Genomic DNA, 13,750 nt, shown 5'->3' with positions numbered 1-13,750 from the left:
AATTCATAATTTTTTTACGTTCTATCTATTCACAGCATAATTCATTGAGAATGGCTCGGCTCATAGCCAAATATTTTATTACTAGGTTCACATTTTTAAATCATCATTTATAACGATTCAATCTAGCCATATTTACAAGGCGTTGGAGTTATTCGATGCGTAGATATAAAAGGTAATACTTGAAAACAATCTATATTAAAGCTTTCTAGGCTATGGCTTTGTTGTAAACATATAGAAAAGATAAAGTTATGATCATAGACATAACTCTGGAAATAATACTCTTCTGTCTTTTGAGCATCATTGGTTGAGTCGAGAAACTGTATATGTTCAGGCAACACATGAAAGTTGAGCTTCTTTAAATGACGGCTCATTCCTTCGCCCGTACATTTGATATAAGCCTCTTTTAAAGTCCATATTTGAAAAAACCGCTGGTATACACTGGATGAATCAGTGAGTTCATTCTCTTTAATCCACTCAATTTCAATCGGTGCTAACACACTATCAACACGCATCCATTCGAACTCACGGTCCACCCGTTCAACATCGACTCCTATTTCCCCTTCTTCTTCAGTCACCGCAAGAACAATAACGTCTGCTGAATGACTAAGATTGAAATAAACGTCTTTATTGCCTTGTATAAAAGGTTTGCCGTTAGGTTGTAATTGAATATTAACTTCATGGGGTGAAATGCCTAGCTTATCCGCCAAGACAGTCTTCACTAACACACGAGTGATCAAGAAAAGGCGAGCCGCCTTTGGATGATATTGATCATATCTCAACTTTTCTGCCGCATTGAGAAAGCTGAGATAATGACTCAATATAAAATGATCTTGTGGTACACGTGAAACTGGGCAGACATAGACCTGCACTTGGGCACGACCAGACATTAAGAAGCTATAGTGTTGTTGTATTTCATCAGAACAGATGCGAGATAGTCAGAAACCGCATCTACATGTGTAATGTGCGGATTATGGCCTGTACCAGCGATAATATGTATAGGGATATCTGAGCTTATTGTGGTAACAATTGGGTCTTTATCTCCCATAATGATTTCAACTTTAGAGCTAAGCTTGTTTAACAAAGCTGTCTGAGTTGCTCGCTGCTGCGGCAAACTAATACGGTGCATATACTCACTAATATGCTTGGCTACCGACACTCGACGTAATGAATCCATCGCATAACTAACAGACGGATTTTGTTGCCCCTCTGGATGTAGGTCTTTAGCAATCATATCTTTTGGCACAAAACGGAAAATCAGATTAGATATAGTTTTTATCTGAAACATTTTAGCGGCTTGTGCCTGAACAAAATAAGGCGATATGAGGATGAGGCGTGCAACTTTATCTGGATATTTCTTTGCAAGATTTAATGCAAAGAGACATCCTAACGAATGTGCAATAACAACACTATTTGGCGCTAAAAGCTTTGCAGCAGCATCAATAAATTGATGGTTGTTGTCTTCCATCATCTCATAACTACCTGAACGCCCAAGTCCCGGCAGGTCCATCATAGCGACCTGATCGTATGTGATTTTATTAATGATTGGAGACCAGCATGCACTATCAAATGGAATCCCATGTAAAAATAATGCAGATGAGGTGTCAGAACTAATCGGCTGTTTAGTATAGATTTCTGTCCAATATCGATTCTGATAGCTGAAATGACTAGGTGTTGATACTTGCATACGACCAAAGCGTGTAAGCACCAAACGATCAATCCAGCGAGAGAAATAAGGAGTGATATTGATCAGGTCTGCGATGCCCATTTTCGCTGCCATCGCCTCTGCTCCCGCAACATGATAGTGCTCGGTAGAAATGAATGAGAGTTGCTCTTTAGAACCGTCAAGTAATACCTCTGGTAATTTCTCGAGCAAAACTTTAGGTATTTGTAAATGTGGTGAACTAACTCCCAAATGCTCTGCAGCTAGGTGAACGAGACGATGAAATTTGGGTGTCGCAGGATCAAGCAGCATATACTCCTGAGCAATAGTCTCAGGATAAGACATCGTTCGAATCAAAAAGCTCACGATATACTGCATATTGCATAGTGGCAGGAATGTGTCACGACCACCTGGCAATGCAAGCAGACGCCCCTGATAGAGCTTATCAATCATGTCAGCAATACCGATATATTGCATATCGCCATAATTATAAAAACCATCAATGACCGTCGCCGGATTTATTGCAGTCCATGGCACATTTAAACGCTTACAAGCTTCAATAAAAGCTTGATAACCCAAGATTTTTGAAGCTTCATAGCCACCGTGTTTGCAATACAACTCATCAGCCGACTCGTGTGGCGGAGCCGCCACACGATATCCACCAATCCAAATAAATCGCTCATGCTGCTTCAATGTTGCAGCCCATTCAATCAAGGCAAGTCCTGACTTAATATTGGTACGCTCAGCTTCAGCTTTGCTAATGCCCCAATTAAAGGATGCGGCAAGATGATAAATCACATGGATCTTTGCCTGAGCATCCGCTAGCAGAGAGTCCAGCTTAAAATCGCGACTTAAATCATATTCGACAAACGAAATAGACGGATCGACCAGCCCTTCTGTTGCAATGAAACCTAACAGCTTATCTTTCTTGGTTGCGGCATTACGCAGCGCAGCAATCACCTGATGACCTTCACGCAGAAGATCAACGATCAGTCTACTACCAATAAAACCTGCTGCACCTGTTACTAATATGGTCTTCCGTGAAAAATTATCTTTTTTTGCGTTATTTAAATTATCCATAAATCACCTTATTAGGGACTGGGCACTCCCAGCATTGTTTTGGAGCGAATTATCTTAAAAATTATATCGAACCTGGGCATACACCAGACTGTTATCTCTAAATTGTCCTAACACCGTATCATTTCTACCCCAGAAGCGATCTCCACCTACATTCAATTGCCAGTGATCATCAAGGCTGTAATTAATACGTACTCTCAACAATTCATTAGGCTCTGGTGCAAAGTAGAATCCTGTTACTTCTAATTTCAGATTATCATTCAGTAGGTTAAGTGCATAGCGCAGCATAGCTCCATACTGATCCTGCTCATATTGGTCACTGATCGTTTGCTGATAACGGTAGACTTCTCTCAATACTGGATTTGTTAAGCTGTCGGCAGATCTAAAGTCCTCCGTATGTTTGTATACGCCAACCAAACTTAGTGTGGAATTTTTCAATGCTAATTCTGGACCCATGACCACGGTCAGATTATTTTTTTTGTGCGTAAGATCTTCACTACCATTCGAGTCAGTATGGGTATATGCTGCTTCACCGCGCCATACGATATCGTTATGGTTATAACTGAAATCAAATCCATAGACAGACATAGGATTATTTTTCAGCTGCAATGTTACCTCCCCTGTTGGAGATGCAGAAAGAATTGACAGATCAGGCATGTGATCCAAACCTGAGAAATACGATGCACCAACATCGAGACCATCTACAGAATAATCCCAGCGCATTGCAAATGCAGGACGGCTCTTCTTATCTATTTCATACTGGACACCAGAAATCTGGCGCAATGGAATCACATCTGAACGACTACGCGGATACCACAATGCTGTCAATTTATTGGTTCCCGATTCAGGAATATATGTCAATTTGATTGCATCATTTCCAAGACGTTGATCTGTCTCATCGGGTACTAGGCGCGTATAGTCACGGGGCGATAGATTATCTGTCGGATTAATCCCATCAGCTCTCCCCCAGACTACAATCTGGCGACCAACATCGACATAGACTGTCTGACCCCAGTTATAAGAGGCATACAACTCACGTAAGTTGCGATTTACCTTACTCACCTGATCTGGGTTTACAGTACGGTCCGTTTCGTCTCCAATATTTATGTCGTAATGGATCTTAAACTCTGGATTAAACTTGAGCGTACCATTGGACCAGAAACTTGCTTGCCCAATATTTTTTAACGAACTTAAATCACGATCTGATGACCACACATCGAGTCTGGCTGAGTTCTGGCTCACAAAACTAATTTCGCTGTCATCTGCATGAGCATGCTGCAGTAGCATAAAGCTACTGCAGCATGCAAATACCCAATAGGCACCTTGCGTCATTTTTCAAGACTCTGCGGTGAGAAAAGCTTATCGGATAAGGTTTTCTCTGCGACAAAATCATTGACGATAACTTGTGTCATATGCTGAGTTTGCAGGTTCTTTGCCATAGACTTCATGGCCTGCCATCTTGGTTTCACTTTGCCGTAAGGACGGATATCCGTGAACTCAATATGCTTTAACGGCTTACCTGCTGTATCCCAAATGTCGATGGTTGCTGTAACAAAGTTGTCTTTGAGGATGCACATGCGTCGTTTGCTATAACCAAAGTCACTCTTCACAGTATTATTGATTGGCGTTGCTTCAATCGTGTAGCAATCTTTGCCATTAAATTTGCCATCCGTCAGTTTAGTGTACTTCCAGTCACTGAGCTTATAACCAAGTACATCACCATAACTAAAGTCCGTACCAATAAAAGCATCGCCCTTATTCGCTGATGCAAGACGACGTACTTTTTTCAATGCAGGCAAATAGACAAACATGCTATCGCTGCCTTTTGCATTCTCAATCAACAGCGTCGTGGTTCCCTGCACATCTGCTGGTGAGATGAATTCAGTCAAACGCATATTGTTCTGAGTATTTCCAGCAAGCTTGGTCATATTTTTAGTTAAACGTACACGTTGCTCGCCGCTTTTAGATGTCAGCACAAATTTAGCACTAGCACTTGAAGACAAGAACTTAGAGGCATCATCACTACGATTAACAATGTCTTGAACTTCATCTGCATGAGATGTTTTAGGCATCGACATTGTAAGCGCTGTACCTAACAAAAGGCTTGTCACAACAGTTTGTGCAACAGGAACGCTCTTCTTATTTGAAGAAAAGATAAAACGAGGTTTCAACATCAGAATCATTGTAGGTACCATAATTAAGGTTGCAAATACACTGAAAAGCATCGCAATCACAATAAACATTGCGAGCCATTGATGAACGTGGAAGCCTTGTGATAAGGACAATACGCCATACCCACCGGCAACCGCAGTCGCGACAAAAAGAGATGCCTTACCAGCAGTACTTAAAGTTTTACGAATAGCGTCTTTGATATCGCCGCCTTCTTCGCGCAAGATTTCACGCAAGCGATAGAGGAAGTAGATGGCATAATCCGCACCAATACCTACAGCCATGGCCGAGATGAGAGAGTTTGGAATATTGAGCGGAATGTCGAGCCAGCCCATCACACCAAAGATGGCAAGAATTGAGAACAGAAGTGGTGTCAGGACAATCAGTCCAGCTGAAATCGAACGGAAGACCAGTGCTGAAATAAAGAATACGGCAAATGAAATTTGTAGAATGTTCATGAGCTTGCCGTGAACCATGGTTTCGGTCAAAGCAATGGTTTGCGTCACGTCACCACCGAAACTCACTACAGCCTTGTCGCCCAATTGACCCGCCATATACGTTTTTAGCGACTCAAGGATTTCTTTAATGCGATGATTACTGCCAGTTTTCAGAAGAATCGTGATCTTGGCATAGCGCTGAGTCGTATCAATGTAAGATTCAAAATCAGTCGGCTCACCAGACATTGAATACAACAGCAGATATTGAGCAACAACATCTTTAGTTGCTGGAACCTGAAATGCCTGTGGCTGATCGGCATTCATTGCCTGATTCATTCGTTTGATATAGTCCACGATAGAGATGGTTTTACCGACCTCTGGAATTGAGTTCGCGAACTTTTCTGTATTATCAATTGCTTTTAGGATTTCAGGGTTTTCAATACCATCACGAACTTTCGTATCAACCATAATGTAAAGGCTATTTGTGCCGCCAAGAGACTGATTTAAAAATCTGTCGTCTTGTTGCATTGGTAAGTCGCGAGAGAAGAAATTACGGCTATCGTTGTCTACCACAATACGGCTCGTGCCAATAGCAAGTAAGACTCCCATTGCCGCAATCGCAGTCATTAACATCATTCGCGGACGAACTGACAAAATGACATCACCAATACGGTTTGGAATCCAATCCCAAATTGGCAAGCCTTTGCGTTTGACCTTCACAACCGAAGGTGGTGGCAACATTGAGCGGAGTGCCGGAATAAAAGTCATCTCAATCACCAGCGTACTGATGATCCCAATTCCTGTAAAAATACCGAATGAACGGATGGTCGGAATATTGAAGGTCAACAGAGAGAAGAATCCAGCCGCTGCAATACCACCAGCCAACACCATAACCGGACCAACACGAACCATAGACTGCACCACGGCTTCGCTATTTGCAGCTTTAGGCTCCATCCCTTGGGCAATCAGACGATCAAAATCTTCATAGTAGCGCTTGAGCAACTGCACGGCGTGCCCTGCCGCAATAGCTAAAATCAGAATTGGTGTAGGCGAGTTAAAGATATCCATTGGCTGTTTGAACAGACCCATCATGCCCATACCCCATGCCACAGCCAACAAAGCTGTAACGAGTGGCAGAATCAAACCTTGCTTACTGCGGAATGCCTCAAAGTGCAATAAACCAATCACTAATACGGCAATCGGGAACAAGATATTGATACGCTTAGAGTAGTCTTCAGCTTTATCCAGATACACAGGATTGCCACCAACACTGATAGTCATATCTTTAGATTGTTCGCTCTCTACGATTTTGTTAATCGGGCCCATCATCTTTTGGAAGCCCTCTGGACTTTCCTCAAGTTCAAGCAAAATCGCAGCAGTTCTTTGATCTTTCGATACCACTGAATTCATATAGGTTGGATTCAGTGCCAGTAGTTTTTTCAGGTGATCGATATCCTCCTGAGTGACTGAACTACTCGGCAATAGTTTCTTGGCATCGAACCCTTCTGCATTCGCCTCGATACCTTTCGCCTGACGTGCAGCCAAACTCATCATGGTGGAACGGACCACGCCCGGTGCATTGTCAACTTCTTCGGTAATGCGTTTGACTTTCTCCAATACTTGCGACTGATAAATATCACCCTGCTTTGGAGTAATACCAATCACGACCATATATTTGGAGCCGAATTTCTTTTCAATCAGCTTGGTCGAGGTGATGTAAGGATGCCCTTTAGGCGCAAGTGCATCTGGGTCAATAATAATTTTTACACCAGATGCCAGATACGCCAGAGCAAGTGTTAAGAGCATCACCACAATCAAGACAATACGGCGATGGCTAAGAATCCAACGCGCGTATTTCTCCATCATTTGTTGAGTCTTACGAGGTGGTTTATTGGTTTCGAGAGTTGGTTTATTTTCATTGCCAACCGACTCATAGGCTTCACCCTTCTGAGCCAATGCTTGAAGATTGTCGACATCTTTCTTGAACTGAGCGAGCACCATCTTTTTTAGCAGTGCTGGCGGCAATACACCAAAAAAGCTACCTGGCTCTGCTTCAAACACCCATTCAATCCATGTACCTTCCGAATGTGGTTTGAAACGGTAAGTACCTGTGTAGTGAAAGGGTCCTTCCACTACTTTAAACGCATACAATTCGTTCGGTACCAGATGTGTAATTTCACCTTTAAAGGACATTTCACGACCAATAAAGCTAAAACCGATTTCGTACTTACTGCCCACACGCGGAGTACTGTCTAGCAATTCAGAATGCTTACACGACAATTGCCAACCTGCATCATTGGCCGGGTTTGCAAGGTAGTTGAAAACCTTGTCAATCTTGGCCGGTATGAGGAAAGCATGTTCTATGGTCACCATAGTGGTTCTACCTTCTTATATTTCTTATGCAGGAATTGGGTACATCTGATCAATTGTCTGGGCAACAGCCACGACATTCTCAGCGTACATAATTGATGAGTGGTCACCAGGCAAATCCACCTGTGTAAATGTGTCTTTAACCAGTTGATCCCAACCTAAGCTTTCCCCAAAATCTTCTGGCTCATCTTTTGCCTTCACAAAAAGAATCGGAAAATCTTCAGGATCTGGGAAATAGGTCTGGAGTGCGATGCCATTGGCCAAATAAGTATCAAAGTAAAGTCGGAAATCTGATGGGTCTGCATCGAGAGGCAGGACATTAATAGCCTTGGCTTCTTTAAGCACATGATCAAACATGTGATCTGGACTCAACTCACGCAAATATTGCGCTGGGATCGTCAACTTTTTGCCATAAGGTGCAGCCAAATCACGGGCAAACCAAGACAAAAGCATGGCATCGTCGGCATCTTCAGGCACATTTTCTGGAATTGGAGCACGGGTATCGATCATGACAATACCTGTGACCTGCTGTCCCATTTGACGCAACTGACGACTGATCTCATATGCAATCGCACCGCCAAAGCACCACCCACCGAGGAAATAAGGTCCTTGAGGCTGCATCTTTTGCATTTCAGCAATATAGAGCTTTGCCATATCTTCGATTGCCACTTCTGCAGCATCTGCCTCAATCAGTCCAGGAGACTGAATAGCACGCAAGGTACGTTTCGGATTGAGATGACGCGAAAGCTCCATATAACAGAAGGTACTGCCACCAATTGGATGGAACAACCACAGTGGTTGCTCGTAAGTTCCACGGCGCAGCTCAATTACGATGGATGGTTTGATTTCTTTATTTTCACGAATGATCTCACCCAGACGCTCTACAGTGGAGTACTGTGCTAACAAAGCAACTGACAGTTCGGTACTGAAAGCCTTTTTGAGATGGTTAACAAGCTTCACAGCTAATAGTGAATGCCCACCTAGTTCGAAGAAATCATCATGTATACCAACACGCTTAACCGACAAGATCTGCTCAAAGGTAGTACACAGCTCGATTTCGATCGGATCACGCGGTGCAACATAATCATTGCTCTGCTCAAACACTGGCTCAGGAAATGCCTTACGGTCCAACTTATAGTTGGCCGTCATTGGAAACTCATCCAATCGGATAAACGCACTTGGCACCATATAAGCTGGAAGATGGATTTGCATGGTCTTTCTCAAATCAGCAATATCAATCTCATGGCCGGTTAAATAAGCCACTAGTTTCTGGTCGTTGTCAGCTGTAGTTTTAACCAGCACTACTGCGTCTGTGATACCATCGATCTGTTTGAGAACATTCTCGATTTCCCCTAATTCGATACGGAATCCACGAATCTTGACTTGGAAATCTAGACGTCCATGATGAGTCAAACGTCCATCTGTACGCAGGCAGACTTTATCCCCTGTACGGTAGAGTCGACCAGCATTTGGTAGAGATGGCAATGTTCTAAATTGTGCATCTGTCAGTTCAGGTCGATGCCAGTAATCAACTGCTAGACCATCACCCCCAATCCAAAGTTCTCCCATAACGCTTGGTGGAACTAAACGCTGCTGCTCATCAAGGACATAAAGCTGGGTGTTCGCCAGTGGTTCGCCTAAATCAATATACTTTGCATCAGTGATACGAGCCGCACTAGACCACACTGTAGTTTCGGTCGGACCATAGACATTCCATAGGCAACCGACTTTACCCAGCAGTTTTTCTGCCAGAATAGTATCTAGCGCTTCGCCTCCACAGAGTGCTGTCAATCCCGCATTGCCGCTCCATTCGCTGTCTAAGAGCATTTTCCAAGAAGCGGGTGTTGCCTGTAGTACATTGATAGACTTAGCATTTAGATAATCCACCAATTGATTGCCATCTTGTGATACTTCACGTGGGCAAACATGCACCACACCGCCGTAGATCAGCGGAATCAGCAACTCAAGAATCGAGATATCAAATGCATAAGTGGTAATTGCTAATAGCTGAGTATCAGCAGTTATTTGCAATCTATCATTCATAGATAGCAAGAAATTGATAATTGAAGGATGCCCAATACGCACACCTTTAGGCTTACCTGTCGAGCCTGATGTGTACATCACATAAGCAATGTCGCCAAAGGCAAGCGTATCGCGCACCTGTTCAAGTACCACAACACCAGCTTGATTGATATCTAAACGCGGCACAGAAACGTTAAGAGCATCCATTAACTCGGTTTGAGTCAAGATGACTTTAGGTTCGGCATCCTCAATGATGTTCTGTAGACGTTCAGTTGGGAAATTAGGATCCAATGGCACATAAGCTGCCCCTGCCGCCCAGATCCCGAGGATTGCTGCTGGCAATAACGCCGTGCGGTCTAACATTAGACCTACACGATCGCCACGTGTAATACCGTGTGCACGCAAATATTCAGCAATACCAGCAATATGTTGACCTAAGTCATGATAACTAATCGTATGATCGTTTGAGGTTAAAGCATGATTTTCACCACGCTCAACAATCTGCTTTAGAATCATTCCAAGTAGATCATGCTGAGCATAATCAGTCACCTTTCCACGGAGAGCCTCGAACTGAATGCCATCTTTATAATCAGGAGCGATATCTAGCTCAACAATCTTACGTTCAGGATGGGCCACCATCTCTGCGAGTACAGCTTGCAACAATTGCACCATATTCTCGGCAGACTGCGCAGAAAATAGATCAGTGTTGTATTTCAATACGCCAACGAGTTCACCTTGATATTCACCGCCCATTTCCAGCGTAATATCCAACTGTCCTTCTTGCTGGCGAACCGGAAAACTTCCTAACGTCAAATCTTGTCCAACCAAAGTGGCCGGAGTCTGGATTGGTAGGAGTAGTTCTTTAAACTCATCCATACCACCCAGACGTTCCCAGAACATTCCTATCTGAGCCAATGGATTAATACTGCCATCACGCTTTGGTGAGACAGCTTCAACTACTCTAGAAAAGGCAATTTTTTGATGTTTAAGGCTTTGTCTTAATTGTTCCTGAACCTGCTGCGTAAATTGACGTAAAGTCTGATCAGCATCGATGTCCATGTGAATAGCAATCGTGTTGACAAATTGCCCCAATGCATTACGTAAAGAACGTTCAAGTCGACCTGCTACGGGCGTAGCAATCACTAGATTATTTTCATTAGAAAGTTTGTGCAGCAGAACATAAAAGCCAGATAGCACAAGCCCGAACAATGTGATCTCATAATCTTTTGCTAAGTTTACAAGGCCAGATGACACTGACTCAGGCACACGGAAAACCAGTGAACTACCTTTATGATGCTGTACGGCTGGACGAGGATAATCAAGTGGAATGCTATGCACATGTGGTGCATGCTTCAGTGCATTTTTCCAGAAAATTAAGCTCTCATCAGTATCATCAATCACGCTGCTCTGCTGCTTATCGGCATACTGTGCAAATTCGATTCCGTTCACTGCATCCGACTCTGCAACGAGTCCAAAACGTTTGCTAACGTCTCGCAGCAATAGACCAATTGACCAAAAATCCATGAGCGCATGATGAATCACAAATGCGATCACATAATGATTTTGACCGCGTTCATAACAATGAATACGCCATAACGGTGGCTGAGTCAGGTCAAATGGCTGCTTGGTGTCCTGTTCAACCAATTGCGTCAAATCAGAAGCTTCAATATGACGAGCATCAGAAAAGATGATATTCGGATACACGCGATCCCAGATGAGTTGTTCAATCCCCCGATCATTGGCAGGCATACTTACACGTAGCAGCGGATAATCATGCATTACCGCTTCCAGCATCTCCATCGGCTTGTTGCCTAATGGTTGGTTAACCTTCACATCAAAGGCCACCACCATATTGTAGGCACTGCAAGTTGGCTCAAGACGTTGGATGTACCAAATACCAAGCTGTTCTGCAGAAATCGTATGACGAGACAGAACTTCTGGTTCTAGTCGTGCAAGGTTGTTCATGAAGCAACTCCTTGTTGCAACTCAGAAACAAGATATTCAGCCAACGCATTGATTGTTGGGTAATCCCATAATAGTGTTGGCTCAAGTTCTAATTTCGTCAGATCTTCTAAATCCCCAGACACAGACAAAGCAACAATCGAATCAAGACCATAACTGGTAAATTTTTGATCTGGATCAATCGTCTCAGGCTCTACGCGCATCTCTTTAGCGACTAGCGTACGAATGATTGCGCTCCAGTAAGCTTTATCTTTATTCATGGGGTAATCTCCTTTTTAACCGGTTTGGCATCACGCGGTGCCAGTGCAAAATCGATGACAGATAACATGTGATTGGTTGAAATTCGGTCCAGCAGATCTGCCAATGTGCTTTCACGTAGTGACGTCATAGGAGGAGCTGTCTGCCCTTCAGCAGCATTTAGGAAAATGATCAGCCATGCACCATCCTGTAAAGCAGGCCTTAAACCATGGCGGTTAAATACCCAGAAACCCAACACAGCAATACGAGCGAATAGCTCTGCATAACTACGCGCAAGACTAAAGCGCAACGTTTCAAACTCTTTGCTTTGCTCAGAATTTGAGAAGTAATCCTGAATTTTTTGATCCAACGAATGCTGCTCAACCAGAAGTTGGTTTGCTTGTTCACGTAGCGTGGTGAGTGTCTCAGCAGACAACCCTGCTGTGACATCGGCATCATTGAGCATTTCGATGATTGTCCCGAGTGATTCCATCACCAAGTCACCATCGCGGTTGAAAATCTCAAGCTCACGAAAATCAATAGCATCCGTCTTCACCTGTAAGTCATATAACTGGTGATAGCGTGCTTTCGCTTCGGCTTGATTAAGATAGTCAGCTTTTTTGCTACGACCTTTATTGGCAGATTTGAGCTGAAAACTCAGGCTGTCTAGACAGACGGTGCTACTACCGTCAAACACACTAACAATCAGATGGTCTCTGAATGCTTTCTGGTACATTCCATCCGCATATGCATTTCTTAAGAAAAAACGCGACCCAAGCACTGAAGAAGTGATCTTGGCAAGCGACTCTACATATTCAGGCACCAGTACCTTGACGATTGGTGACCATGTACTGAACTGATTGATACAAACGTGTAACCCTCGCGCACCAACAAGTGATAACACCTCCGCTGCTAAAAGGTAGGCATAAGCTGTAGCGAGTTGCTCACGTACCAACGGTATGCTTATTACTTTTTTGTTATATAACTCTCGTTCAATCGCAAACTCGGTTGCGATGCGTAGCATCGTATCGCCAGCACCTAGAGAGAAACTACTGCAATATGCACGTGTTACCTGTAGCGTCTTAAGTCCAAGTTCTAAGCCCTGACCTTCTTCACCGATCAAAGCATCTTTGTGAATTTCAGCGTTGTTAAAGCCAATACCGCTGATATCTAAACCACGCATACCTACTGTTGGAAGACGGTTCAGGCTATACGTTCCTTTAGAAGCCATATGACGCTTATCAAGCCAGAATGCGCTCAAACTACGTGGTCCACGATCGTTCGATGTTTTAGCGATCAGACTTAAAGAGTCTCCTAAAGTGGCGCGGTTGATTGACCATTTTTCGCCATTTAAGATGTATTTACTCTCGGCAGGCTGTGCTGTTACTTCACTAGATAATAGATCGGCACCATGCGCTTTCTCGCTATAAGCTAATGCTGGAGCAGCACCACTTAAAATTCGACTAGCAATATTTTGGCATTGATTCGCATTACCGCCGATCCACACAATCACAGACCAAGCATTCGTGCTATAAGTCGAATTGATGGTTAGATCTCGTCGTGCCAGCACGCGGTGTAGATATAACAACTCTTCACCAATTTCCATGCGACCTCCGAGCTCTGAAGGCACATAAAAACGGTTCATACCCACAGCATTCAGAAAATCAACAGCTCGCTGAGGGTATTGCTCTTTCTCATCGCGCTCGATAGCTGCGGACCAAGAAAAATCATTATTGGTATCATGTACGGAGCCTAAAATTTGCTCCAGACGAGCAGCAGATTGAAACTGCCGCAAATTGGACGTAAGTGACATGGA

At 43.5% G+C, this 13,750-nt stretch carries 7 protein-coding genes; all 7 read right to left on the bottom strand.

The genetic code is table 11. The annotated features are described in order from the left end of the window. Positions 1-122 precede the first annotated feature (122 nt). The 7 genes from ACINWC141_RS02365 to ACINWC141_RS02335 are packed head-to-tail and all read right to left on the bottom strand — an operon-like array spanning position 123 to position 13,729. The gene (locus ACINWC141_RS02365; protein WP_009387416.1) at positions 123-887 is read right to left on the bottom strand and encodes a 4'-phosphopantetheinyl transferase family protein; all 765 of its coding nucleotides are present in this window, start codon (positions 885-887) and stop codon (positions 123-125) included. Then, positions 887-2,740, bottom strand: coding sequence for an alpha/beta fold hydrolase (locus ACINWC141_RS02360; RefSeq protein WP_009387698.1), 1,854 nt, complete (start codon positions 2,738-2,740; stop codon positions 887-889). Before ACINWC141_RS02360 ends, ACINWC141_RS02365 begins: the two co-directional genes overlap by 1 nt. Before the next feature lie 54 nt (positions 2,741-2,794). Further along, positions 2,795-4,069, bottom strand: a complete 1,275-nt coding sequence (locus ACINWC141_RS02355) for a hypothetical protein (RefSeq protein WP_009387641.1) — start codon at positions 4,067-4,069, stop codon at positions 2,795-2,797. Next, entirely contained in the window at positions 4,066-7,716 is a 3,651-nt protein-coding gene (locus ACINWC141_RS02350) for an outer membrane lipoprotein-sorting protein (protein ID WP_034677374.1), read from the bottom strand. Before ACINWC141_RS02350 ends, ACINWC141_RS02355 begins: the two co-directional genes overlap by 4 nt. Before the next feature lie 24 nt (positions 7,717-7,740). Continuing rightward, positions 7,741-11,700 carry a non-ribosomal peptide synthetase gene (locus ACINWC141_RS02345; RefSeq protein ID WP_009387484.1) on the bottom strand — a complete coding sequence of 1,320 codons (3,960 nt, stop codon included), beginning with the start codon at positions 11,698-11,700 and terminating at the stop codon, positions 7,741-7,743. After that, positions 11,697-11,957: an acyl carrier protein gene (locus ACINWC141_RS02340; RefSeq protein WP_001030690.1), complete on the bottom strand. Its 261-nt coding sequence runs from the start codon at positions 11,955-11,957 to the stop codon at positions 11,697-11,699. The genes ACINWC141_RS02345 and ACINWC141_RS02340 overlap by 4 nt, the downstream gene beginning before the upstream one ends. Beyond that, complete coding sequence (locus tag ACINWC141_RS02335; RefSeq protein ID WP_081399993.1) at positions 11,954-13,729, bottom strand: acyl-CoA dehydrogenase family protein; 1,776 nt, start codon at positions 13,727-13,729, stop codon at positions 11,954-11,956. Before ACINWC141_RS02335 ends, ACINWC141_RS02340 begins: the two co-directional genes overlap by 4 nt. Positions 13,730-13,750 lie beyond the last annotated feature (21 nt).

The sequence above is a fragment of the Acinetobacter sp. WC-141 genome (assembly GCF_000313935.1).
GTDB lineage: Bacteria > Pseudomonadota > Gammaproteobacteria > Pseudomonadales > Moraxellaceae > Acinetobacter.
Note: the sequence above shows the minus strand (reverse complement) of the source record. Positions and strands in the feature narration are given on the sequence as shown.